The 26,466-nt window shown below is 55.9% G+C and carries 20 protein-coding genes and 1 pseudogene; 19 read left to right on the top strand and 2 right to left on the bottom strand.

The genetic code is table 11. The annotated features are described in order from the left end of the window. The first annotated feature begins 552 nt into the window (after positions 1–552). From H0921_RS03720 to H0921_RS03635, 19 genes and pseudogenes are all read left to right on the top strand, one after another. Positions 553–1,356: a TetR/AcrR family transcriptional regulator gene (locus H0921_RS03720; RefSeq protein WP_194536707.1), complete on the top strand. Its 804-nt coding sequence runs from the start codon at positions 553–555 to the stop codon at positions 1,354–1,356. Next, on the top strand, positions 1,353–2,675 hold the full coding sequence (locus tag H0921_RS03715) for an efflux RND transporter periplasmic adaptor subunit (RefSeq protein WP_194536706.1): 1,323 nt from the start codon (positions 1,353–1,355) through the stop codon (positions 2,673–2,675). The genes H0921_RS03720 and H0921_RS03715 overlap by 4 nt, the downstream gene beginning before the upstream one ends. A gap of 56 nt (positions 2,676–2,731) precedes the next feature. After that, positions 2,732–3,451: an ABC transporter ATP-binding protein gene (locus tag H0921_RS03710; RefSeq protein ID WP_194536705.1), complete on the top strand. Its 720-nt coding sequence runs from the start codon at positions 2,732–2,734 to the stop codon at positions 3,449–3,451. A 125-nt stretch (positions 3,452–3,576) separates the two neighbouring features. Further along, positions 3,577–5,046, top strand: coding sequence for an ABC transporter permease (locus H0921_RS03705; protein WP_194536704.1), 1,470 nt, complete (start codon positions 3,577–3,579; stop codon positions 5,044–5,046). 78 nt (positions 5,047–5,124) lie between these two features. Beyond that, positions 5,125–7,221 carry an ABC transporter permease gene (locus H0921_RS03700; RefSeq protein ID WP_194536703.1) on the top strand — a complete coding sequence of 699 codons (2,097 nt, stop codon included), beginning with the start codon at positions 5,125–5,127 and terminating at the stop codon, positions 7,219–7,221. A gap of 196 nt (positions 7,222–7,417) precedes the next feature. Beyond that, the gene (locus tag H0921_RS03695) at positions 7,418–7,564 is read left to right on the top strand and encodes a hypothetical protein (RefSeq protein ID WP_194536702.1); all 147 of its coding nucleotides are present in this window, start codon (positions 7,418–7,420) and stop codon (positions 7,562–7,564) included. 150 nt (positions 7,565–7,714) lie between these two features. Then, a complete protein-coding gene (locus tag H0921_RS03690; RefSeq protein WP_194536701.1) occupies positions 7,715–8,701 on the top strand; it encodes an aldo/keto reductase in 987 nt (328 codons plus the stop codon). Positions 8,702–9,101: 400 nt separating this feature from the next. After that, complete coding sequence (locus tag H0921_RS03685) at positions 9,102–9,767, top strand: cytochrome c3 family protein (RefSeq protein WP_315851841.1); 666 nt, start codon at positions 9,102–9,104, stop codon at positions 9,765–9,767. Between the two features lie 95 nt (positions 9,768–9,862). Then, complete coding sequence (locus H0921_RS03680; RefSeq protein WP_228498978.1) at positions 9,863–13,375, top strand: 4Fe-4S dicluster domain-containing protein; 3,513 nt, start codon at positions 9,863–9,865, stop codon at positions 13,373–13,375. Between the two features lie 37 nt (positions 13,376–13,412). Continuing rightward, positions 13,413–14,828, top strand: a pseudogene (gene nrfD, locus H0921_RS03675) (NrfD/PsrC family molybdoenzyme membrane anchor subunit); the annotation flags it as partial. Further along, positions 14,814–15,521: a DUF3341 domain-containing protein gene (locus H0921_RS18465; protein ID WP_390622541.1), complete on the top strand. Its 708-nt coding sequence runs from the start codon at positions 14,814–14,816 to the stop codon at positions 15,519–15,521. The pseudogene nrfD and the gene H0921_RS18465, both read left to right, overlap by 15 nt. Before the next feature lie 172 nt (positions 15,522–15,693). Further along, positions 15,694–16,575 (top strand): c-type cytochrome, encoded by an 882-nt coding sequence (locus H0921_RS03670; RefSeq protein ID WP_194536699.1) that lies wholly within the window; start codon positions 15,694–15,696, stop codon positions 16,573–16,575. Between the two features lie 32 nt (positions 16,576–16,607). Beyond that, positions 16,608–17,888, top strand: coding sequence for a hypothetical protein (locus H0921_RS03665; RefSeq protein ID WP_194536698.1), 1,281 nt, complete (start codon positions 16,608–16,610; stop codon positions 17,886–17,888). 52 nt (positions 17,889–17,940) lie between these two features. Next, the gene (locus H0921_RS03660) at positions 17,941–18,324 is read left to right on the top strand and encodes a hypothetical protein (protein WP_194536697.1); all 384 of its coding nucleotides are present in this window, start codon (positions 17,941–17,943) and stop codon (positions 18,322–18,324) included. 49 nt (positions 18,325–18,373) lie between these two features. After that, positions 18,374–18,616, top strand: coding sequence for a cbb3-type cytochrome oxidase assembly protein CcoS (gene ccoS / locus H0921_RS03655; RefSeq protein ID WP_194536696.1), 243 nt, complete (start codon positions 18,374–18,376; stop codon positions 18,614–18,616). 3 nt (positions 18,617–18,619) lie between these two features. Next, positions 18,620–20,131, top strand: a complete 1,512-nt coding sequence (locus tag H0921_RS03650) for a cbb3-type cytochrome c oxidase subunit I (protein WP_194536695.1) — start codon at positions 18,620–18,622, stop codon at positions 20,129–20,131. Between the two features lie 19 nt (positions 20,132–20,150). Further along, positions 20,151–20,972, top strand: a complete 822-nt coding sequence (locus tag H0921_RS03645) for a cbb3-type cytochrome c oxidase subunit II (RefSeq protein ID WP_194536694.1) — start codon at positions 20,151–20,153, stop codon at positions 20,970–20,972. Then, positions 20,969–21,790, top strand: a complete 822-nt coding sequence (locus H0921_RS03640) for a c-type cytochrome (RefSeq protein ID WP_194536693.1) — start codon at positions 20,969–20,971, stop codon at positions 21,788–21,790. Before H0921_RS03645 ends, H0921_RS03640 begins: the two co-directional genes overlap by 4 nt. Before the next feature lie 40 nt (positions 21,791–21,830). Then, positions 21,831–24,569, top strand: a complete 2,739-nt coding sequence (locus H0921_RS03635; protein ID WP_194536692.1) for a heavy metal translocating P-type ATPase — start codon at positions 21,831–21,833, stop codon at positions 24,567–24,569. On the opposite strand, the gene H0921_RS03630 is transcribed toward H0921_RS03635, so the two are convergent. Both H0921_RS03630 and H0921_RS03625 read right to left on the bottom strand, forming a co-directional pair. Next, on the bottom strand, positions 24,551–25,348 hold the full coding sequence (locus H0921_RS03630) for a sulfite exporter TauE/SafE family protein (protein WP_194537128.1): 798 nt from the start codon (positions 25,346–25,348) through the stop codon (positions 24,551–24,553). The genes H0921_RS03635 and H0921_RS03630 overlap by 19 nt on opposite strands. A gap of 60 nt (positions 25,349–25,408) precedes the next feature. Further along, on the bottom strand, positions 25,409–26,466 hold a 1,058-nt coding region (locus H0921_RS03625), incomplete at its 5' end, for a proprotein convertase P-domain-containing protein (RefSeq protein ID WP_228498977.1).

Genomic DNA, 26,466 nt, shown 5'->3' with positions numbered 1-26,466 from the left:
TTTGCACCCGATGCCAACGGCCTGCGGCCGGCATTAGTCCGTTCCATCGCGGCAGACTGCGCGGGTTGCCTACATTACGCACCGTTCCATTCTCACGCAATGGCAATTTCCGTGCTCCTGGGATGAGCGCCACCAGCGCGGACCCTTGCGCCGACTTTGCCCAAATTCCCGCCTTGCCAGTGCCTGCGTTACCGCTATTACCCAGCGTCCCATCTGAACCCGCATCCCCCTCCCAATCCTCTCCACAGTTTTTGCCCGAATATTTCACCCAGTTTTACCACCTTTAACTATCAGTTCCCCTTGACCTAGCCAGGAAGCGCCGTCTAACAATACACTGGGATTAGACCGGATGGACTAGTCCAAGCGGTCTAATGAGAAGTTCACGGTAAAACTCGACTGGTCTCGCTAAGGACAAAGGCAGGTTCCGTTGTCGCTTTCTTCGTGCTTGACGTTGCCAGGATGACGTTCCCAGGATCGCGGGGGCCGAAAGCTGATCTTGGAACTTGGGAATGGGGTAAGGCGCGGATAGGACCTTAGAATGGGCGGAATGGGATGAGGGACGGCAAGACGACGCCACCGGAAGCGAATAACCCCAGCAATCCGACAGCAGCGGGGGCCGGGGTTCCCTCGTCCCTACCGGCCGCGGTGTGCCGCTGGCTGGAGATGTGGAATACCACGGCGGAGAGCCAGCAATCGGAGACCGCCCGCAAGCGGCGCGAGCAGATCATGGATGCTGCGGAATCCATTATCGCCCATCATGGCATCGCCCGGCTGTCGCTGAAGCGGATCGAGAAGTTGGCGGGCATGAGCCGCGGCCAGTTGCTCTACTATTTCCCGAACAAGGAAGCCATTCTGCTGGCGGTGTACGAGCGGATGATCCGGCGGATGATTCAGGAGCGTCTGGCGGCCGAGGATTTGCCCCGCCCCTTCACCGGCCAAGCGTGGCAGTGCTTGCACCGGGGTCTGGAAGAGCACTTGGGGCTGGGCCGCGAACCGCTGGAGAGCAAACAGGAATTGTTTAGCTTGCTGTACAACTTTCTGGCCCAGATGGCCCACCGCGAGGACTACCGGCAACGTTTGTCCGCCATGTATCGGAGCTGGCGGGAGCACATCGCCGCGGACATCGCAAGCAGTGTTCCTGCGCCCCATGCAGTGGACCCGGTCATTCTCGCCAGCATCATTCAGGCGTTGATTCACGGCTTGACCATGCAGTTGATGATCGATCCGGAGGCGTTCCACCGCCCGGCGATGTTGCAGGCTTGCTTGCAGATGCTGGCTCCCTGGTACGGTCCCGCTGCCGCGACCTGTCCAGCGAAAACCCCGTCTTCGCCGAGTCCATCCGAGGGGAAATCATGAGTGTTGCCACCAACACTTCTACATCGGAGAACCGAAGCCAAGCGGCGCCGTCCCCCGATGGCGCACTCCTGGTCGACCGAGTGCAGCAATTACGCTTGGACACGCAACTGGGCCGAAGCCCTGGCAACGGGCGCTCCCGTGCTGTCTGGCTGCCGTGGATTTTGGTCATTCTCATGGCCGTGGCCTGGGCCGGAGTGGGAATCCGAGCGTACCGTAATGGCGGGCTGATCAGTCCGGCTCCCGGACCCGAGGGCACCAGCCCGGCAGCTTCCGGCACGCCTGCGTCCTTCTCCACTTCCAGCGGAGGGCCGCCCTCCACGACCCCGCGCCCCGGCTCCACCCCTGCTCCGGGCGAACTGCTCTTGCAAATCAAAGGGAATGTCATTCCCTCGCTTCAGATCAATCTCAGCCCGGATGACATTTCCGGCGTGGTCGAGGAGATCTTTTTCAAGGAGGGGGATCGAGTCAAGCAGGGCCAAGTGCTCGCCCGGATTCGCAACAACCGGTATTTGCATGACTATTACGCTGCTCAGGCCGCGGTAGCAGCAGCGAAGGCCCGCCTGGCCGATTTGACAGGGGCGGCAGTCCGTCCCGAAGAGCGGCGGCAAGCAGAGGCGGAACTGGAGGAAGCGCGCGCCGCCTGGGTGCGGGCCGATCAGGAGGTCAAGCGGCTCAGTGCCCAGCGGAACACCGGCACGGTCTCGGCACAAGAGTTGGAACGGGCGGATGCCGACCTCAAGGCCGCCGCGGCTCGTGTCGCCCGGCTGGAGGCCAGCCTCGCCCTGTTGACGATGGGCGCCCGGCGCGAACGGATCGAAGCAGCCCAGGCCGAATTGCGCCAGGCCGAAGCCCGCCTCCAGGAAGCCCACCGCCTCCTGCGCAACTGCGAAGTCCGCGCCCCCATCGACGGCACCATCTTGACCAAAGTCGCGGATCGCGGGGCCTTGGTCAGCCCCATGTCCTTCAATGTCGCCGCCGGCATCTGCTCCATGGCGGATCTGGCCAAGCTGGAGGTGGAAATCGACGTGCCCGAACGCCAGATCACCAAAATCCGCCGCGGCCTCGACTGCCTCGTGCAAGCCGACGCTGATCCGAACCGGCCTTATCGCGCCGTGGTCGATCGCATCATGCCCATTGCCGACGACACCAAAAACGTGATCAAGGTCCGCATCCGCGTCTATCTACCGCTGGGAGAGGAACCTGGCTCTTTCCTCAAGCCGAAGATGAGCGTCGTAGCGACGATTTACAATCGCCCCTTCGTCTTCAACACCGCGACCGATCAGCCTTGGGGTGACGAAGACCGCCGGACGCCGGAGTGAAGGCGTTTGGCCCAGCACATCCCATTCCTCGGCCGCAGACGCAGGAGAAACTGCCCATGCCCCCCGAACAACCGCTCGTCCAGGTCCGCAATCTTTATAAGTCTTTCAGCCGCGGCAGCGAAACCATCGACGTGCTGCAAGACCTCAACCTCGATGTCGGCCATGCCGAGTTCCTGGCGTTGATGGGTCCCTCCGGCTCCGGCAAGACGACCCTGCTCAACCTGATCGCCGGACTGGACCAACCCACCTCCGGGACAATCATCGTGGGCGATCAGGTGATCTCGGAGATGTCGGAAAGCGAATTGGCCCGCTGGCGGACCCGACACGTCGGCTTCGTGTTCCAGTTTTATTACCTGCTCCCTGTATTGACGGCGTATGAGAACGTCGAGTTGCCTCTTTTGCTGCTACCGTTGAGCCGACAGCAGCGGCGCAAGCAGGTGGAAACGGCTCTGGACCTCGTCGGGCTGAGCAACCGGATGCACCATCGTCCAGGCCAGCTTTCCGGCGGGCAGCAGCAACGGGTGGGCATCGCGCGGGCCATCGTCACCGATCCGGAGCTGATCGTCGCCGACGAGCCGACCGGAGACCTGGACACCCGCAGCGCCCACGAAATCCTCACCTTGCTGGAAACCCTGCGCGCTCAGTTGGGCAAGACGATCATTATGGTCACCCACGACCCCAAGGCGGCCGCCCGCGCCCAACGTGTCCTCCACCTGGAGAAGGGGCAACTGGTGCTTGACACCGCCGCTTCACCCCTGTTGACGGCCGAAGCGTAGCATCCTCTCATGCCGTCGAGCCAACAAGGAGGGCCTCTCATGACCAAGCTGACCCGCTCTGACGTCATCTCTGCCCGACTGGGGCACCCGAAGCGGATTGTGCCTTCTGCCAAGGAGCATGCCCGATGATGTACGGCCTACCCACCGAATTTTTCCCGACCGGTTATGATCCCTCGCTGTTTTTGCTGAGCGGTTACCTGCTGGGCCTCTTGGCCGCTCTTATCATCGGAGCCATCCTGCTGGGCTTACTGACCCTACCGGCGTTTTTCCTGGTGCTCTTCGGCATCGAACAATTGGCCAATGTGGTGGCCCATCTGAGCGGGGCATTTCCTGCCAAACTGGTCGTGATCATGTTCCGGGGCTTACGCCGCTCTCCGCTGCGCACCTCGCTGACCTACGTCGCTCTGTTCGTGCTCACCTTTGTCTTGTGCCTGATTTACGCCGTGCTGCACATGATCAACACCGCCACAACCGAGAAAGAGGCCAATTTCAAGGCGATTGTCACGCACAAGACCCTCATTCCCAGCCAGATGCCGCCGGGTTATTACGAGGAGTTCAAACGCATCTGCCTGGAGGAATTGCCGCCGGATATGCGCCCCGTCAACGGGGATCTGGACCTGATGAGTTGGTCATTCGTGCTGACCACCACGGACAAGATCAATCCCCGGCGGGACACGATGATCTTCCTGTTTGCGCTCGAGCCGAACAAGGTTCTCACGATGATGGACGGCCTGGAGGACCTGACGGGCGAGGAGCGGCGTCAACTGGAAGCGGCAGCCGACGAAATGATGCGCAACCCCCAGGCCATCGTCATGAGCAAAAGCCGGCTGAAGATGCTGAATTTGCGCGTCGGCCAACGGGTCAAATCCTACGGCATGAACTATCCGAACCTGGTGTTTGAATTCGACATCATCGGCGAGCTGCCGGAGGGGCGGTACGAAGGGGTCAGCTTCATGAACCGCTCTTATTTGCTGCAATTATTGGACTCCTACCGCAATGACCGCAGCGTGAACAAGACTGGCGAACCCCACCCCATGGCCGAGAAGTGCGTCAACCTGATCTGGGTCCGCCTGCCCAATAAGGCCGCCTTTGAACGCCTGAGTGCGATGGTGAATGACCCGAAATACTTCGGCAAGGTGCCGATCAAGATGGAGACGGCCTCGAGCGGCATCGGTACGTGGCTGGCCGCCTTCAAAGACATCTTCTGGGGAATGAAGTATATCCTCGTGCCGTCCATGATCGGGATCATGAGCCTGGTGGTCGCCAACGCCATCAGCATATCGGTGCGGGAGCGGCGGACGGAGATGGCGGTGCTCAAGGTGCTCGGCTTCCAACCCCGGCATATTCTCGTTCTGGTGTTGGGGGAAGCCCTGCTGGTCGGCTTTCTGGCCGGGATCATGAGCAGCAGCCTGGCCTGGGGCATGCTCGGCAGCTTCAAGTTCCAGATCATCTTCTTCGGTTCGTTCATCGTGCCGCTGCAAGCGCTGCTGTACGCTCCAGCCCTAGGGATGGCGGTCGCCTGCGCCGGCAGCCTGGGTCCGGCCTGGAACGCCCGGAGCGTCAAAGTCGCCGAGGTGTTCGCCCGGATCAGTTGAGTCTTCCTTCATCGCACCAGGAGAGGATCAAGCCATCATAGGACATTCGAAGATGGGCTCAGACTCGGAGAAGCACCTATGGCCGCACCTGTCCTGACCGCCGAGGCCAGCCTGCCGGGTTGGGGGACACGCCTGAGGGACTCCCTGCGGCGGGGAGGGAAGGTGGCGTTGGGAGCGTGGCGGTCATTCCGTCGACTCATTGGCACGCTCTTTACCATCGGCTTTTCCCTCCTGCCGCTTTCGGTGTTGCTTTTAGCCTTGCCGGCGGTTTCGCCGAATGAGGCGGTGTTGACGGAAACCGTTCCGCCGGCCCGGAATTGGCGGCAACGGCTGGGCCGTCGACTCTTCGCGCTCCTGACCGCCGTCGCCATGCTCATCGTGCTCTTCGCCTTCGCTCTGGAAGTGGTGTCCCATCTCCCGCCGTCCAGTGGGCAACTGAGCATCGTCGCTAAAAAGCTCCTGGGGTATTCGGTGGCGGATTTTGTGCCGGATGATCCCCCGCCAGCCGATCTGCCGCCGGGCCAGGTCTGGCTGACAGCGCCGGAGTTGCTGGAGCGCCGCGACACGTTGCGTAAGGCCGCCGCTCGTCAAAACCTCGGCCCGATCGAGAAGCGCGAAGCGGAAGAACGCCTGGCGGAGGTGGAAGCCGAGATTGCCGAACGTCTGCCGCGCTCTCCCCGCCTGCGCCTGATGCTGGACCCCGAATTGGCTCCCTGGTTGGCGGTTCCTTTGTGGAAGCTCATGCCCCGCCCCCTCATCGAACAGTGGCCCTTCGTCTTGCTGACCATGTATGCCGCCGATTTCGTCCTGCTCCTGTTCATCGGGCGCGTGCCGCTGGCTTACAACTTCCGCTACCTTTGGGTCCGTAAGCGGGATACGCTGCTCACCGGTTTGGCCTTCACTGTGGTCGTAGCCCTGGTCATCATTCTGCTCGCCTTCGTCAACGGCATGTACAAGCTCAACGAAAGCACCGGGGTGCCGGGAAATGTCCTCGTCCTCTCGGAAGGTTCCACCGACGAGCTGTTCAGTAACATGGCTCGCGGCGATGCGGACAATGTGGAGCGCCAGGTGATCACATCCGACCAGTGGGGCCGTCCAATTGGCCCCGTGGGTGTGGCACGGGCCATTTTCACAGCGGATGGGACGTTGCAGCGCCTGCCCCCCAACGCTCCCAAGGACCTGCCGGGAGCTGTCTATTTGGCCAGCCGGGAAGCCTATCTCGTGATGAATCAAGCGGTGCCAACCCCGCCCGGGGAATTGCCGCGGCGGCGCTTCCTGCAAATCCGGGCCTTTCAGGATGTCCGCATCGGTGCCGCCGTGCACAACATCGAGCTGGAACCCGGCGGAAGCTGGTTCAGCGCCAACGCCATCGACCCCGGCCCTCCCGCTCCCGATGGACGGCAGTATCTCCAATGCACGCTGGGTCAAGGTGTGGCGGCGATCTTAGGAGAAGACATCGGGAAAAAACGGCTGGAAGTCGGCGACACCTTCGAGGTCGGCGACCGCTACTGGAAGGTGGTCGGGATCATGAAGACGGGCGGCACTGCTTACGGTTCGGAAATCTGGACTGGCAGCGAGAACCCCGTCGTTCGAGCCAGCGGCAAAGGCGACAAGTTCACCACCCTGGTGCTCCGCATGGAAGATGACTCCGAAGCTAGCGCCAAGGCCATGGCCTGGTACCTCAACGAGGTCTACGAGCAGGCCAAGCTCAAGGCCTTCGCCGAGCCGGATTACTACCGCGAACTGACAAAAACCAACGAACAGTTCCTCTCCGCCATCATTCTGGTGGCGGTGATTATGGCCGTCGGGGGAGTCTTCGGCGTCATGAATACCATGTTCGCTTCCATCGCCGCTCGCATCAAGGAAGTCGGAGTGTTGCGGATTCTCGGCTTCAAGCGCTGGCAAATCCTCATTTCCTTCATGATCGAGTCGTTGACCATCGCGGTGATCGGTGGCACCCTGGGCTGCCTGCTGGGATTGCTGGCCGATGGGTGGGAAGCCAGCAGTACCATGTCCGGAGGCCAAGGCGGCGGCAAGAGCGTCACGCTGACCATGATCGTCGATGGGCCAATTCTGGCAGCCGGCTTCCTCTTCACCCTGATCATGGGCCGTTTGGGCGGTTTGGTGCCTGCCCTCTCGGCCATGCGGCTGAACATCCTCGAATCGCTTCGGTGATGAAAGGACGGCTGGCAACCGACGAGCCGTTGCTGCCCCCTGCCATCGACTCGGCTCTTTTCCCCCTGGTGTTAGGCCGCCGCCACTTGGCAAGACCAGGGTCTTTCCCTATCGTTGCCCGCGAACTGTTTTTTCCAGGGCGTGGCTGCCAGCGCAGGCCGCATTTTCCGCCATCGTCGTGAAAAGGAGGAACGTCATGGTCCCTGCCCTGCCGGAACCAGGGTTAGAAGGAAGTGGCTACCCCTGGTATATTCAGGCGGCGCTGGTCCTGTTCACGATCCTGAGTGTTCCCGCCCTCATCGCTTTACCTTTCTGGCTTTCCGGCTTTCTGGCCCATCCCTGAGTTGGGGGGCGGGTGGAACCGTTATCCGGTGCGGCTGGAACCGCGATTGCGACGGCATCGATCGGCTCCGGTTTTCCGGCTTGCGAGTGGGGAAACTCTCAGACCACGGTGGGGAAAAAACTTCTGGAAACTTGACGCGAGGGAACCAGCATGAAGAGTCGGCTGTTTGCCGGGGTACCGGTTTCCGAAGTCGGGCTGGGATGCTGGCAACTCGGGGGCGACCAGTGGGGTGACATCACAGAGTCCGAGGCTCTGGCGGTGTTGCATGCAGCGGCAGAGGCCGGCGTCACGTTTCTGGACACAGCCGACGTATACGGTGTGGGGCGCAGCGAGTCTCTCATTGGCCGTTTTCTGCGCGAACGGGGCCGCCAGGGGTTCTTTATCGCCTCCAAGTTTGGGCGCTTCCCGACCCCTGGCTGGCCGGAGAATTTCCAGCCGATGGTCATCCGCCAGCACATCGAAGCGTCGCTCCGGCGCTTGGGCATCGAACAGTTGGACCTGACGCAAATGCACTGCCTGCCGCGAGAACAACTGCAGCGTGAGGAACTCTGGGACACGCTCCGCCAATTGCAACGGGAGGGGAAAATCGCCCGTTTTGGCGCCAGTGTGGAATCCGTCGAGGAGGCGGAAGAATGCCTCCGGCATCCCGATTGTGCTTCTCTCCAGATCATCTTCAACATTTTCCGGCAGACGCCGGCTTTGTGCGGGTTGTTGGAGCGCTGCCAGCAGCGCGGCGTGGCCATCATCGTACGCCTGCCCTTAGCTTCCGGCTTATTAGGCGGGAGATATACGCCGCAGACAACCTTCGCTCCCAATGACCATCGCAGCTTCAACCGCAACGGCGAACGCTTCAACGTGGGGGAAACCTTCGCCGGGCTAGGGTTTGAAAAAGGGCTGGAACTGGTCGAACAGCTCCAGGCTCTGGTTCCTGCGGGGCTGCCCTTGCCGCAGTTGGCATTGCGCTGGTGCCTGGATCATCCCGCCGTGACGGTCGTGATCCCCGGCGCGCGGCGGCCAGAACAGGTGCGGAGCAACGCCGCAGCCAGCGATCTGCCCTCTCTATCGCCCGAACTGCACAGCCGATTGCGTGACTTCTTCCTCCAAAAGGTGAAACCCCATGTGCGAGGGCCTGATTGATCCCTCACCCGCGGTTTCGAGGGGTTCCTGGGCATGTGATCCGCTCCACTTCACGGCAGCGCTGCTCCTCCGAAATCGATGGGCTTTGCTGATTCTCCCCCGGCAAGCACCCTCGAACCAGCGGAGCAAGCAGCCTTGGACTGGTGTGGCTCGAATCCTATGTTCCTCGATCCAGCGGTGCACTCCGGGAAATCCGCGATGAAACCGAATTATACCGGCGGCTGTCGCGATTTGTCGCGGGCCCCCTTGCTGGCAGGACACAGGGTGATAGACTACTTTGTGAAAAGTTTCACAAAGCGGCTATTCCGGCGGGAATACGGCAGGATCAGGCTCCGTGGGGCATGAACAACACAGCCGGGCTGGTGGAGCCGGCTGGCGTTGCAGAAGGGGGAAAAGTTCCGTGCCGGTGATCTTCCGTCGATCGCGGGATGTGCAGGTGCGCCAGGCGGCGGTGGGTGCCGTGCTCGGCTTAGGGTTGTTCGTCTTCGCCTGGTACTATTACGCTCTGCCGAGCTATACGCGGGTGGGCTACATGCCGGAGCAGCCGGTGCCGTTTTCCCATCAGTTGCATGTGGGCCGGCTGGGAATGGATTGCACCTACTGCCACCAGCACGTTTTTCAATCTCCGCATGCCACGGTTCCGAGCGCCCAGGTCTGCATGAATTGCCACAACCCCCGCAAGGCGAATGTTAAAGGCAACAGTCCGCTTCTGACGCTCATCCGGGAAAGTTACGAGACCGGCAAGCCCGTGGCCTGGAAGCGAGTACACAAGCTGCCGGAATATGCCTATTTCAATCATGCTGTGCATGTGAACAAAGGGGTCTCGTGTGTCTCGTGCCACGGTCCGGTCAACGAGATGCCGATGGTGCGCCATGATCAGCCGCTGTCGATGGGCTGGTGTTTGCAATGCCATCATGAGCCAGAGAAGCATCTCCGTCCGGTCGAGCAGGTGACCAATTTATCCTGGAAGCCGGACGGGAACAAGCCCCGGCTGGACATTGGCTACGATATCAAGCAGCAGTTGCAGGTGCAGGCTCCGATGCACTGCCAGGGTTGTCATCGTTGAGGGATGATCGGAGCGATCACCCCTGCTAACCGAAGCCGAAGGTGAGCCGGACTCAAAGCAAGGCTGCCAGCAGGAGCGAAGGGAACGGTGCGACGATGAATCCTCCTGATTATCTTCGCAGAGAGGCGATAGCTCCGGCGCCTGTGGAGGAGTTTCCCGGTTTTGTGAATGTTTACGCTGGCGCTGGTCTGGCCGAACCGCGGGACGAGGATGCTCTCTCCGCCCATTGGCATCGCCGGCAGTTTCTGACCTATACCCTGGCCGGTGCTGCTGCCGCCACGTTGGCCAGTTGCCGACGTCCGGACCTGCCGATCGTCCCCTACTCCGCTGTTCCTGAGGACCGCGTGGGGCATGTGGTTCACGGGCTGCCCACATTTTACGCTACAGCTCAGCCGCGCCCCTTCGGCTCCCTGCCGCTTTTGGTGGAAAGTCACGACGGGCGGCCCACGAAGATTGAAGGGCATCCGCGGCATCCGGCCAGTTTGGGTAGCACGGATGCCTTCGCTCAAGCGGCCATATTGGACTTGTACAGTCCCGATCGGGTGATGTCGCCGCGCAGCAGCAGCGTTGTGGAACGGGGTGTTTCCCGCCGGTGGGACGATTTTGACCGCTTCGCCCGTATCCTGGCCGACCGCCTCCGCTCCGCTCAGGGTCAGGGCTTCGCTGTGCTAACCGAGCAGGTCCCTTCCCCGGCTTTGCGCCGCATTCGGGAGCATCTCCGCCAGAATTGGCCGCAGGCGCAGTGGTACACCTTCGAGCCGGTCGATTACGGCGAAGTCCTGCGCGGGACCGAGATCGCCTTCGGGCAACCGCTGCTGCCCACGCCGGATTTGGAAAAAATCGATTGCCTGCTCGTGCTGGATAGCGATTGCCTGGGAATCGAGTTGGACAGCCTGATGCAGGTCCGCCGGTTCGCCCGCCGGCGGCAGGGACCCCCGCAGCAGTTTAACCGCCTCTACGTGGTGGAATCCACCGGCACACTCACCGGCTTTATGGCCGATCACCGCCTCCGCCTGCCGGCCAGCCTGGTGGGGGCCTTTCTGCTGGCCTTGACGCGCGAGCTGTCGCCCTCTCTGCCGGGCAAGCTACCGGAGCTACCCGCGAGGGTCGACGAAGCGTCGGGACGGGAGTTGCCGGAATCAGCCCGCCGGTGGCTGGCACCGCTGGCGCGAGACCTGCTTCGGCACCGGGGACGCTGTGCCATTCTGCCCGGCTATCGCCAGCCGGCCTACGTTCATGCCCTGGCACATACCCTCAATGCCGCCCTGGAAGCCTCCTCGCTCTGGGAGTTCCGTCCCCCTCCGCCGGAAATGCTGGAAGCCGGTCTGCCCGCCTTGACCGACGCCCTGCGTGCAGGCCGCATCGATACCTTGGTCATCCTCGGCGGCAATCCCGTTCTGACGGCCCCGGCCGATCTGCAATTCGCCGCAGCCCTGCGTCAGGCCAGGACCACTATCCGCGTCGGCTTGTACTACGATCAGACGTCCGAACTCTGCCACTGGCATCTGCCGCTGTCCCACTTTCTGGAAAGCTGGGGAGATACCGAAAGCAGCGATGGCACCCTCTGTTGCATCCAACCCTTGATCGAACCGCTCCTCAGCAACCTTCCTTCACCCGCTGAACAGGAAGCTCCACCCCGCGGAGGCCGCTCCGCCCTGGAGATTCTGGCGCTATTGACCCAGTTCCCGCATCCGCGTGATGGCAAGCCGGTGACCTCATACGTGTCTGCCCGCTCCGCCGCTTATGAACTCGTCCGCACCGTTTTTGCCGCTCGCGCGGGTCTGGCCCCGGATGATCCCCAACTCTCCGCCGCCTTCCAGCGTTACAAGCAACTCGGCTTCCTCCCCCCGGAGCAGGACAAACAGCGCCGCTCCTCCTTACGTCCCACCTTGCGCCCGCTTTCCGACATTCAACGCGCTTTGCCTTCTTCCCTCCCTTCCGCTCCGCAGCGGGACGCCCTGGAAGTCACCTTCCATCCCGACTACTCGCTTTACGATGGCCGCTACCTCTTTAACGCCTGGCTCCAGGAACTGCCGGATCCGATCAGTAAACTGGTGTGGGATAATGCCGCTCTGATCAGCCCGCAAACGGCTCAAACCTTTGGCCTGACCACCGGCGATGTCATCCGCCTCCGCCACGATTCCTACCAGGTGGAAATCCCCGTGTTTGTGCTGCCGGGGCAAGCGGATTACTCCCTCGCCCTGCATTTCGGCCAGTGCGGGGAACTCCGCATGGCGCACATCACCGGCGGCGGCACCAATGTCTTCCCCCTGCGAACCTCACAAGCCCGGTACATCCTCACCTCGGTGCGGTTGGAGAAAACGGGCCGCCGAGCGACACTGGTGACCACCCAGGAACACGGCGTCATCCCCCACGGGCGGGATATTGTGCGGGAAGTCGACCTGAGCAAGCTCCGGCAGCCGCCGTCCCACTCCAGGGCACCGGAGGGCAGCCATTCTTCTGCGGATCACAACTCGTCTGCGGATCACAGCTCAGGGCATAGTTCCTCCGCCTCCACGCCGTCCGTCCCCCTGCTCGGCTTGCCGCCCGATGGCCATCTGAGCGAAGAGGACCTCCGCCGCGGCTACCAGGCAGGCTATGGCCAAGTGCCCCCGCCTCCCATGCCAGCCCGCGATAAACAGCGCCGCTTCCCTCTCGATCTCGCCCGGCCCGAACGCCTCGATAGCCCCTTCCAGTGGGGCATGGTCATCGATCTGTCCCTCTGCACCGGCTGTTCGGCCTGTGTCCTCGCCTGCCAGGTGGAAAACAACATTCCGGTGGTCGGCAAGTACGAAGTCCAGCGCAATCGTGAGATGCACTGGCTGCGCATTGACCGTTACTTCTCTTCCACCGACGGCCAGACCGCCGACGCGGACCCGCGCGTGATTACCCAGCCGCTGGCTTGCCTCCATTGCGAACAGGCGCCCTGCGAGCAGGTCTGCCCAGTCAACGCGGCCGTGCACAGTCCCGAAGGCCTGAATTTGCAAGTGTACAATCGCTGCATTGGAACCCGCTACTGTGCTAACGCCTGCCCTTACAAAGCCCGCCGCTTCAACTGGTTCGATTACAACAAACGCCACCTCGATGCCTTGCGGGTGCCCACGCCTTTGACTCCCGAAGGCGCCGCCCTGACGCGCTCCTTACTTCCCGAATCCCTCCGCATGCTCAAAAACCCCGATGTCACTGTCCGCATGCGCGGCGTCATGGAAAAATGCACCTACTGCGTCCAGCGCCTCGAACGTGCCAAATATGGAGCCAAAATCGCCGCCGCCGAAGTCGCTCAGGGACGGCGGACCATCCCCGTCGATGCCAGCTTTCGCCCCGATGGACCCGCTTCCGCCTACCGCAAACCCCAGGACCCGAAATCGGCGGGCTACGACCTGGACCGTTGGGGGCGGGTCATCGTACCGGATGGCTTGGTGCGAACGGCTTGCCAGGCTGTTTGTCCCACCCAGGCGATCATCTTCGGCAACGTGCTGGACCCCCACAGCGCCGTAGCCGCGGCTAAACTCCGCGCCGGAGAATACGCCTTGCTCGGAAAACTGAATACTAAACCTCGGACCAGCTATTTGCCTCGGCTGCGCAACCCTAACCCGGAGCTGACCTAAGCGAACCCCCACCGGCAGGATACACGGGAATTGGCCGATGAGTTCCAACGCCGTTACTCACACTGAAACACCTACCCAGGAAGCGCTGGGTCACCCCTCGCCCTTCCCAGAGCCGCTTCCTCGCATTCCTCTCGTCTGGGGACCGGACACTTACGAGACGTTGACCCATCAGATCAGCTCCATCACCGAACAATCTCCGCCCGGCTGGTGGTGGCCGGCCTTCCTCATCGCCTCGGGACTTCTGACCGGCGGCCTGCTCGCGGCCACCTACCTGATCTCGACCGGCGTCGGCGTCTGGGGTTCCAACAATCCCGTCAATTGGGCCTTCGACATCACCAATTTCGTCTTCTGGATCGGCATTGGCCACGCGGGAACGCTGATCTCCGCCATCCTCTTTCTCTTCCGGCAAAAGTGGCGCACCAGTATCAATCGGTTTTCCGAGGCGATGACCATCTTCGCCGTCCTCTGTGCGGCGGTGTACCCCGGCATCCACGTCGGGCGATTCTGGTATGCCTGGTTCATGTTCCCCTTGCCCAATGCGAACCACATTTTCCAGAACTTCCGCTCGGCATTGCTCTGGGACTTGTTCGCCGTCAGCACCTATTTCACCATTTCCTTGATCTTCTGGTACGTTGGCTTGATTCCTGATCTAGCGACCTTGCGGGACCGAGCGAAAAGCCGGCGGCGGCAAGTTCTCTTCGGCCTGCTCTCCCTCGGCTGGCGTGGCAGTACCCGGCATTGGCGGCACTATGAAGTCGCCTATCTCATGCTCGCCGGCCTCTCGACGCCGCTGGTGCTCTCCGTACACTCGGTGGTCAGTTTCGACTTCGCCACTTCCATCCTGCCTGGCTGGCACACAACCATCTTTCCCCCCTATTTCGTCGCCGGGGCCATCTTTGGCGGCTTTGCCATGGTCCTGCAATGCCTTATCCCCGCCCGTGCCGCCTACAAACTGCACAACCTCATCACCACCAAGCACATCGATGTCATGTGCAAATTCCTGTTAGCCACCGGCTCACTGGTCGGCTACGCCTACGGCATGGAATTGTTCATCGCCTGGTACTCGGGAAATCCCTACGAATGGCAAACCTTTGTCAATCGGGCCTGGACGGGGGATTACACCTGGGCTTATTGGGTGATGATCTCCTGCAATCTGCTCCTGCCTCAGCTCTTCTGGGTCCGCTGGTGCCGGCAAACCCCTTGGTTTGTCCTCCTGATAGTCACCTGCATCAACGTCGGCATGTGGTATGAACGCTTCGTCATCATCGTGCAATCCCTCCATCATGACTTTTTGCCCGCCAGTTGGGGCCGCTACTACCCGACCTGGGTCGATTGGCTCCAGATGCTCGGCGACTTCGGGTTGTTCTTCACCTTGACCTTGCTTTTCATCCGCTTCCTGCCGATGATTGCGCTGGCAGAAGTCAAAAGCGTCCTCCCTATGGCCAATCCTCACTATCGCTTCGGTCCTCCCCAGCAGTATCTTCGGGATGAGGCAGGGCGCTATCCGACGGCCGATCACGCCTTGGCCGCCCGATACGGCCCCCCTGCTCCACCGCGAACCACGATCCCACCGGCCGAGGAACCCGTGCCGGCCTTCCTGCCTACACCGGAGGGAAGCGGGCAACCGTGGGGCGCTGTCGCCGAATTTGCCAACGCCCAACAACTGCTCCAGGCCGCTCAAACCGCCCGGCAGCATGGTTACACTCACCTCGATGCCTGGACCCCCTTTTACGTCCACGGCATGAAGGAAGCCATTGGACGGCAGCGCAGCCGCCTCCCCTTATTCACCCTGGCCGGCGCCCTGACTGGACTCGCCACCGCTGTCTCCCTCCAGTTCTACCTGATGACCTACTACTACCCCACCATCGTAGGCGGCAAAGAATACCGCTCCTGGGAGGCCTTCGTCCCGGTCTTCTTCGAGATGACGGTGCTTTTCGCCGGCTTCTTCACCCTATTCGCCCTGATCGGGTTGTGCGGCCTGCCGCGCCTGTTCCATCCCCTGGACGCTCACCCAACTTTCCACCGCGTCACACAAGACGGCTTCTTCCTCACGATCGAAGCGACGGACCCGAAATTCGATGTCGATCATACCCGCGAATTCCTGCAATCTCTGGGAGGGCACCATGTGGCTGTTATCGAACGTTAGAACTTCCCCAGGAACAGACAACCATCTGCCCTTAGGACAGGTAGTAAGAACGAGGCATCCCTACAGCACCGGCGGTTGAACAACGCTGCCGGGAGGAGAAAGACGAATGCCAGGAATGACTTGCCTGACTGCCGGAGTGCATCGGATGCCGAGCCGGGGAGAGGAGTAGGCCATGTACAGCATCGACGCCAATCTGCTGATGAACACTCTCCTGGCCGCCATCTTGCTGACTGGCGCGATCCTGTTCGTCGTGACGCTGGTGTTAGCCGCCAGTTCCTGGCAGCGCGGGACGACACTTTTAAGCTGGCTCTACCTCCTGACCGCCATCTTCGGCGCCTTCGCCATACTTGTGGGCATTCTCGGACTGCGTGGGCGCACCAGCGATGCGACTCCCTGGCACTTCTTCCTCGACATGAAGTACCAGCCGAAATACTCCGCCCAGGGCAGCAGTCCGTTTTTCCCCGATGGCCGTGCCAGCCGTCTGCCGCCCGCCGAGACGGTACCCTACGACGGCACAGACTATTTCGCGGACGCCGGTTATCACCAGGACCCTCTGCCTGATTTTCTACAAGCCGACCGCCGCTATTTCACCGGCATCGCCAATCCAGCAGCTATCCGCAACGAAGGAGGGAACCAAGTTCCCGAAGGACCCCGTTGGGAGAACGGACGACTCGTGGGGGAAGGATACTATGTCAATCACATCCCGCCATACGCCATCCAGCGGGCGGGAGGCTGGGCGCCGCTCATTCAACGCGGCCGCCAGCAGTTTGACATCCACTGCGCGGTTTGCCACGGGACCAGTGGGCGCGGAGGGGTAGCCGAGGCCGCGTACGGCATCGTCGGTGCTTACGGCTTGTCCGTCCCCCCTTCCAATTTGGTGACGCCAGACATTCAGGCTCAGCCCGACGGACAGCTATTCCACACAATCACCCACGGCGTCCGCAACATGCCCGCATACGCCCATCAGGTCTCCGTGCACGACCGCTGGGCCATCATCGCTTACCTGCGGGTGTTGCAATTCGCCGCCGGCAACCCCCTGCTCAACCAACCCTGATTGCACGCCGCCACCGCCTGACGGACGAGACCATGAATACGACCCCTGTGATGGAAACCGGAAGCAACCAGTCGCCGCAGGAGCTGACTGCGCCGCCCGGCTTGCCCGATCCCGTCGCTCCGCTAGGCTCCCAGGCTGATGGCATCGTCCGCCCCCTGGTCATCATCACTTCCGCCGCTGGCTTCGTCCTGTTCCTGGGAGCTTTCGTCAACGGCCGCCAGTTCTTCCATTCCTACCTCTTCGGCTATGTCTTTGCCTTAGATATCGCCTTGGGCGCGTTATTCTGGAACCTCATCCATCACGTCAGCGACGCTGGATGGTCCGTCGGATTGCGGCGCATCTATGAAAACATCCACCGCGCTCTCCTTCCCCTGAGCTTGCTCTCCCTGCCCCTGCTCATCGGCATCTTTCGCGGACAACTCCATACCTGGTATTCCTTCATTCATGGAACACCGCCGGAGGATGAGCATTTACAACACATCTGGCATGTCAAAAGGATCTATTTCGATTCCACCTTTTTCCTTGCGAGATTCATTTTGTATTTCAGTATATGGATCATTTATTCACTTCTGATGCGCCATTGGTCCTTCGAGCAAGATCGAGTCGGTGGCGCTGCCCTCACGTTACGCATGCAGCGATGGGCGCCGCTGGGGCTGGTCCTGCTCGGTCTGAGCAGCACATTTTTCGCTTTCGATTGGCTGATGAGCCTGCAATATACCTGGTTCAGCACCATTTACGGCGTTTACTTTTGGGTGGGAGGTTTTCGCGGCAGCCTCTCTCTGGCTGTCCTCATCGTTCTGACCTTGCACGCTTGCGGTTATTTGCAGAAAACAATTACGATGGAACATCTGCACGACGCCGCGAAAATCATGTTCGGCCTCACCATCTTCTGGGCCTATATTGCCTTTTCACAGTACTTTCTAATTTGGTATGGTAATATGCCTGAGGAAACACAATTCTATTTGCTCCGTCGCAACGGCTCATGGTACGACCTCTCCATGCTTTTGCCCATCTTATACTTTGTTGTTCCCTTCTTCATGCTTCTGCCCCGCGCTCATAAACGGAATCCCCGTTGGCTAGCCGCTAGCGCCGCCCTGATCCTGCTCATGCACGCTTGCGACTTGTATTGGCAGATCCTCCCCGTCCTCCATCCCGCCACTATTCATTTCCATTGGATGGACGCTGCCGCTTGGATCTGCTTCACCGGGGTTCTGCTCCTGACAGCCCTCTGGGGCTTGCAGCGGGCGCCCTTGATCCCCATCCGGGACCCCCGTTTATCCGAAACCATCGGTTATATCAATGAAACTCCGTAAAATATATACATGTGATAAATGCAATAGACAAGAGATTGAGGCTGTATAAATCATGAGTGATACAATCACAGAAAAACAAGAGGCAAACGGAGGCAGCTCTCCAGAGTTCCCCTACCTGACCGTGCTCGCTAGCCTCCTTACACTCTTCCTCTTCGTGGCTCTGATGCTCCTGGCCTACTACTCCCCCGATGCCCTTGCTCCTTCGACCAGTGAAGACCAGGAGACACTCGACCCTGCAAGCAAATTGGCCGAAATCAAGGCCAAAAATCAGGCCATCTTGGAAGGCCGTCCGGAGACTGGCACGCAAATGTCCGTGGACGCCGCCTTGGAAAAACTGCTAAACCAACTCCACAGCGAGAAGGACACTCTGCCGTTCCCCAAGCCATTGCCTCTTCCACCGCCGGACTCTAAAGTCAAAGATAAGGACAAAAAATGATGAGAATAAAGAAGAAAATACATATATATTATAAGGTGAATTATTAGCTATGGAATCTGTAGATATTGCCGTATTACTAACCGTCTTTGGCTCCATCCTATGTTTCGGGAGCGCTGCTGTCCTGGCTCTGAGCTGGGCCTTCCGCAATGGCCAATTCGACAATTTCCAGCGGGGTGCTCTGTCCATTTTCGATGCCGATGAGCCAGTGGGCGAACCCACCGACTTCTTCCCGGATCACCGTCCCATAACGCCAGCTCACGATCCGCAGCACGAGGCGATCCAAGGGGAATGACCTATGGCTGTCACTATACTGGCACGAGATCATCTGCGCCTCCAGGCCGCCCAGGAACGCGTGACCATCGATCGATCCTGCCGCGGGCCGGTCCTGGCGTTTAGTGCCACCGCCCTCTTCTGGCTCCTCGTCGGCTCGCTTCTCGCCTTGCTAGCTTCCCTCAAGCTCCACAGTCCCTATTTCCTCACGGGAAGCGCCATCTGGACCTTTGGCCGGGTGCGGATGGCCCATCTCCAAGCCGTCGCTCTGGGCTGGTCTTCCCTGGCTGCCATGGCCGCCTGCCTCTGGCTCATGTGCCGCCTGGCCCGCGTCGAATTGATCTACCCACGGATGCTCTACCTCGCTTGTGCCTTGTGGAACGTCGCCACTACGCTCGCTGTCGCCGGCATCCTGCTCGGTGACGGTACATCCGTGGAATGGCTCGATGCTCCGACCTATGCCCACCCCTTCTTCGTCGCCGGTGTCGGCCTGGTCACGGCATGGGTGGTCGCCACCTTCCGCCGACGCCGTGAAGCCCACGTATACGTCACACAATGGTACATCCTCGCCGCTGTCTTTTGGTTCCCCTGGCTTTATACCGTCGCTACATTGATGATCTTCTGGATACCAGCAACAGGAGTCATACAACCTGTTGTAAACTGGTGGTTTAATCATAACTTCCTGGGTCTATGGCTAACACCCATCGGAGTCGGCACCGCCTATTACATCATACCCAAAATTTTAGGCCGTCCTATTCATAGCTATTATCTCAGTATCACAGGGTTCTGGGCTTTGGCACTCTTCTACTCCTGGGCCGGTATACATCATCTCATCGGCGGTCCTATCCCAGCATGGCTCGCTACAGCCAGCACAGTCGGCAGTATGATGATGTTCATTCCCGTTATCGCTGTCGCTATCAATCATCACATGACAATGATTGGTCACTTCCACCGCTTGAAATACAGCCCAGCCCTTAGATTTACCGTCTTCGGAGCCATAGCTTACACAGCAGTGAGTTTCCAAGGCTCCATCGAATCGCTCAAAGACTTTAGTGAAGTAGCTCATTTTACACATTATACTGTCGGCCATGCTCATCTCGGTGCTTATGGATTTGTGGCCATGATATTCTTCGGACTCTACTATTACATGATCCCGCGCTTGACTGGAAGAGAATGGTATAGTAGTAAACTGATCCGTTTGCATTTTTGGTGCAGCGCAGTTGGAATAACATTATATTTTACAGCCCTGTCTATCGGTGGATGGTGGCAAGGAAGAATGCTGAATAACCCCAATGTCCCTTTTGCAAATATCATCATGTATATACAACCATACTTGGCCTTGAGAAGTGTTGCTGGAACCATGATGACTATCGGCCACATTGCCTTTGCAATCTTGTTCATCATCAATCTTGCCGGCTGGGGACGGCAACGCAGCGGAGGTCCCACCCTCTTCGCCCAACCCCCACAACTCACCCCGAGTGAATTACCCAAAGCCGATAGCCTCATGAATGCTCCTGTAACGCAACTTCAGCCGTAAATGCCAGAGGTTTGTCACCATGGATCGTGGCATGATACTCTTTATCGGCGTACTCCTGACATTCACTTCGAGTTGGTTGGGTTTGGTCCTTTTTCCCTTCTGGCAATTGCAAAACCAGCCAGCTTTCCAGACGAGTCCGGAAGAGGAGCCTTACCCTCGTCCTTTGCAAGGCCTCGCTTGGACAGGCATGAAAGTCTACCAGAAGAACGGTTGCATGTATTGCCACAGTCAGCAAATCCGCAGCGAACGTTTCGGGAACTGGTGGGAAGACCCCACGGGAATCATGAGAACTGGAGGTGACATCCGCCGGGGGTGGGGTACACGCCGTAACGTTCCCCGCGATTATATTTACGATAGTCCAACGATGTTAGGGACAATGAGAACTGGACCTGATCTAGCTAACATTGGAAGCCGTTATTCCGCGACTTGGCAACATATTCACACCTATAATCCGCGTGCATTGAATAGCTGGAGCATTATGCCATCATTCGCGTTCATGTACCGAAAGGAACGCATCGTGGGATCCCGGTCAGAAAAAGCCCTCCCCTTGGGTCGGGAATGGACTGTCCGACCAGGCTATCGCTGGCGGCCTAGCCCCAATGAATGGGCAGCAATCCTGCAACAATCGGGGGATCAGATCAAGGCAAGATTCCTCAGAGAAAGCGGACAGCCAATATCCGACTGGACAACCCCAGAAACTCAACAGCAATTGTTAGAATTCTGGCTTGCCACCCCCGAAGAGGACTGGCAAATCCTGCCTACCGAAGAAGCGGAGGCCCTGGTCGCCTATCTTCTCTCGCTCCGCAAGGCAGAATACCCCCTGCCGGAGGCCAAAGAATGAACAATAGTCACGATGACAATGATATTGTCAAATCAAATCAACCCGGAAATTTTCATCCTTCCCTGGACAGCGAGATGTCCGAGCCAGCGGATGAAGAACGGGACACCATCCAGCGCATGCTCGACGTACTCGCTCGTGAACACGCCGAACCCCGCGACGGCTTTGAACCTGTGCCGTTCTGGGTCGCTGCCATCTTTGGCGCTCTGCTGGCTTGGGGCGGCTACTATCTGGGCACTAACTCCGCCGACTTTCGCCCCGATGTTTATGATCGGAGTGACCTCCGGCAAGTCAGTTCTGGCGGGAGCGCCGTCAGTGTGCCGGATCCCGATCCACAAACCGTCCCAGAGCTTATCAAAATCGGTGAGCAGAAATACGCCGCGATCTGTGCCTCGTGCCATCAGCCTCATGGCCAAGGAAACCTCGCCCAAGGTATTCCCCCCCTCGATGGCTCGGAATGGGTTGTCGGCGAGCAAGCATCCCCTGCCCGTCTTGCCCGAATACTCCTATACGGTCTCACAGGGCCTATCACAGTAAAAGGCCGTACATATAATGGTTTAATGCCAGCACAAGGAAATGTGCTGAAAGATTATGAAATTGCAGCAGTACTTACATATATACGAAATAGTTGGAATAACAATGCAGATAAAGATAAACCCCCCGCAATCACAGCAGCAACAATCAAGGCAGCAAGGGCCATACACGGCAATAGAAAGACCAATGGAACACAGCCGTATACAGTTAAAGAATTAATACAAATCCCTACCGACTATGCCGATCCTGGTGCAACACCGCCAACAGCAACTAAAGATAAAAAGTAACTATATATCAAAATGTCAAGAAAAAGTTAGGAAATAGAAGATGCATATATGCGACAACTGCGGTAGCCCATTTGCCCATTCACCCCTCTACGGTCGCCCTTGGCCTCAACAACCGCCTGCCATTTACTGTTGCTATGGATGCCTAACTTGGGGCGAGCAACGCCGATTTGACCAAGCCGCCACGAGCACAGGTCAAAAATCTGATACTTCAATCCCACCTACACTCGGGATTCGCTTGGGAATATCTGCAGTAATAACAGCACAGATCATGATATTTGGCACAGCCATTAATTTACACAAGGAAGTTTCCGAAAATGTATATAATATCGTTATTGCTATAATACTATTGTCAACTATAGTAGTAATAGCATTGCTGGGAAATTCACTAATTATCAATACCGTAGACTCTTTATATAAAAGAAAAATAACAATCGAATCTCTCTTTACCATAACTCTTATAGGAGCATTTATAGCATCTATTGAATCATATATTACAGGTAAAGGTTATATATACTTCGAGGTAATTCCTATTTTATTGATTATATATAATATAGGAAACTTAATAGTTGCACAAACACGGTCAAAAGCAATGAGAAAGATATCTACATGGTATAACCAGATTAGGTATGCGCATAAAATTACGGGCCATAATGTTATTGAAGACGTGCCCGTGGACTCGATAGAGGTCAACGACGTCGTCCAGGTCGGCCCTGGTGAAATGATTCCCATCGACGGGAGAATCGTTGATGGCACCGCATATGTATTTGCAGGATACGTGCGCGGCGAACCATTTCCTGTGACCCGAACTGTTGGCGAACCCGTGGTAGCCGGCGAAATAGTTTACGATGCTATCATCAAAGTACAAGCTACATCGAAAGGTACACAAAGACAGATCGACAATATAATTAATATTCTTAATAATGCTTTCAAAAAAGATAGTTTTATGAATCATATATCAGATAATTTATCTAAGTGGTTCGTACCTTTGATCATATTTATATCACTAACAACATTTATTTATTGGATACAAAAAGAAAATTATCCCTGGCATTTCGCCTTCTACCACTCAATGAGTGTTTTATTAGTAGCATGTCCCTGTGTGTTAGGAATCACAGTACCTTTGCTACAATGGCTAGCAATTAATAAATTAGCAGAGAATGGAATAGTCACGCGATCACGCGATATCATAGAAAAATTAGCCAAAATTAATTATGTTATCTTTGATAAAACTGGGACTTTGACAAATTTAGACAATTACGAAATACACTATATATCATATGTAAATGACAAACTAAAATATCACATATTATCTGCTATATACCATATCGAGAAAAGCATAAAACATCCTATTGCACAATTACTTGCTAATATAACTAAAGTATATAGTGATAATACTATACGTATACTCGAAGCAAAACAAATTCCTGGATGTGGAATAGAAGCGAAATTGATTATGCAAAATACTCCCGTAAGTTTGCATATAGGTTCTTACCAGTGGATACAATCACTAATAGATTGCACACAATCTGGAACAATACATAAGTTGCAGTATGATTCGAAAGGCATCTACATTTTATATAACTATAAGTTATCTCTGGTAATTACTTTTCTGGAGAAAATAGCCAGTCATTCATTCGATGCCTTCACTGAGTTGAAATCTATGAACATTAAGACTGCAATTATGACTGGTGATAATGATATACGTATTAATCTTCCAGAGACACAAGTTTTTTCGGGCTTACTCCCGCTAGATAAACAACATAAAGTTACTGAAATCAGGAAAAATGGATACAGCGTGTTATACGTAGGAGATGGGATAAATGATACTGCTGCTCTAGCAGCGGCTGACGTATCATTTGCGGTCGCAAGTGGTGTTGATCTAGCTATTCAAGCATCAGATGCTATATTATATAATAAGGACTTACGGGTTATACCTTGGGCAATTGCGTACAGTTGCGTCATAGTACAAGCTATTCGTCGTAGTCTACTACGCGCCCTGATCTATAACTTGATAGGAATCTGTCTTGCAGCATGCGGCTACCTTCATCCAGTCGTTGCCATCCTTTTGATGACTATATCAAGTATTTCTCTTATTCTAGCTGCTGTATATCTTGATCATAGTAATCATTGTATACGACCTATAGGAGTATCTGATATTCAATATACTTATAAACAATATACATATATTACAATCTTATACTTTATATCTTTTATAGCACAAGGACTCATAATAATTCAACTTATAGATTATAACATATACGATATATTGATAGTTTCATGTTATATTATTTTCGGTGCTATATTTTCATATCTCTGGTATAAATGGGAAAAAATTCCGCACTATTTGGATATGATATTCGGAATGCTAACTTTAGGTAACCTCGGGATGCTACTGGGCTGGTGGTATGATGCAGTAAACTCTGGTATTCATTATTGTTCATGTTGTCATACCAATAATTCCTCATTAGATATATTCTCCGGAATGTATATAGGTATGTTAATATTCTCCAACATTGCCATGTTTTTACTATCTCGTTACCCATTATATAATAGATTACACAAATTGGCAATGTTGTTAGGAGGAAATATTGGCATGGTATATGGTATGTATTTAGGCGTGAAATTAGTTATACAATATTTACAAATCCTACCCGACTATGTTATTAGCCACTATTTATCGATGTCGTTAGGTATGATTATTGGCATGGTTGTCGGAACGTATGTTGTAGAAAAAATCCTAATTATTGTCCTTAGAATTTTCTATATATTGATAAAGTAGTATTTAGCAAAATAATAGACTGTCAAGACAAATGCTATAACTATAACTATAATGCGTACAACATGTGGAGAGAGCAACCTGGCAAATCTCGCTCCACAATATCCTCCTACAATTGCAGCAAGAGCCATAGGTATGGCATATTTCCATACTACCATATCATTCCATACAAATATAAGAACAGAAGATGTATTGATTGCCGCTGCTAGAAATGTTTTGACGGCATTCATGTTGTGGATATTACCTATATTCATATATCCTAATGAGCTTAACATGAGTATCCCAATTCCAGCACCAAAATAACCACCATATAAAGCTACAAAAAATTGAAATAGCATTACTATGAGATATTTTGTATAATATTTTCTATTAATGTCATCTGAATTATCTTGATCTTTAGTATATTTTTTAATCCAACGATTCACAGGACCTTGCACCAAAAATAGTACCGCTGCGGTGAGTATGAGCCACGGTACAAGATTCGCAAAGACATTCGGCGCGTAACCGACTAGCCAAGCTCCAATTCCACCGCCGATCACACATGGAGTCAGCATCCTGAGAGTAAAGCGCCAGCATTGTCCCAGCTCGCGGCGGTATCCTATTGCTCCTGCAAACGAACCGGGCAAAAGTGCCACGGTGCTCGTGGCATTCGCGAGAGCTGGATCTAGAATTGCTGCGAGTGGTGGAAAAGTGAGTAGAGTGCCACCCCCCGCTATCGAGTTGAGCAAACCTGCTAGGAAGGCTGATAAACAGAGTATCAGGTATATTTCGCCAGGCCCCATACGCATGGGTATATCAAATGCGCTGGGGTCTGTGCAGTATACTCTTGTTGCATCGTTCCTTTAGCCCACCTCAATTGGGTCTGCCCAATTCCATTCCTCGCTATGATCGCCATTCGATGCTGAGGGCGGCAGATAGTACACCGGCCACACGCAGGCGGAATTGTCAAATGCAGACATCATGCCGCCCATACCACCGCCTTCGCCATCTTCCATAGTCCCGGTGACAACCAATGACCATGACAATAGCTTACCAACATTTCCGCTTTTGGTATCGCGTACTTCCAATATCCATTTACCTGCTGCTAAACTATTATGGAACATAGAAAGTGATTGAATCGATCTATAATTACCATTATAAGGTGGTTTCCCCTGAGATATACTGATATCAGCACTATCTGAGAACCATGTATTTCTTAAATTATCGCCATTTTTTCCATGACGATCGAATAGTACTACTGATTGATTCTGCGGCCCGATCAGTCTGATACGTAGATCACCAGTCGCTGAATGGTTCAGATTGACGCGAACCGACAAGTCACTGATCGTGATGGCCTCCGTAATGGTTATCGCCGATCGAGTCACTCGATAATCACGGATCGGGCGATTAACTTTCCAAGCATCATACCTCTTAGTTTTTGAAGTATCAAGATATTGTTCTAAAATAAATCTATCTTCTGGGATTTGTCCATTAATATGATCACCATTTTGATTCATATAATTACCTAAACTGTCCTCGATGAATGGACCAACAGTCATCCTATAAGTGCCTTGTCTATTCTGTTTTGCAAATAATATATCAAATTGTGTATCATTACTTCCATTCACTGGGACTATTGTATATGATGTAGATATAGTCCCATTGGGACCTGTAAATTCAACAATATCATCTTCTGTAAAACTACTAGGTTTGATTGGTTCGCTAAATGTCAATCGAACTGAATCAAACATACGCGGATTACTACCTCTAAATTGGGCATCGATCACCCTCGGACCCGACTCCCCTAACTCCACACTCGCCACATACCGATCCCCTGGATCCTCACCATTCACACCATCCCCATCCTGATTCATCCGATTCCCCCTCTCATCCTCTATCTGTGGCCCCAACACCAACTCAT

The organism is Thermogemmata fonticola (assembly GCF_013694095.1).
Taxonomy (GTDB): domain Bacteria; phylum Planctomycetota; class Planctomycetia; order Gemmatales; family Gemmataceae; genus Thermogemmata; species Thermogemmata fonticola.
Note: the sequence above shows the minus strand (reverse complement) of the source record. Positions and strands in the feature narration are given on the sequence as shown.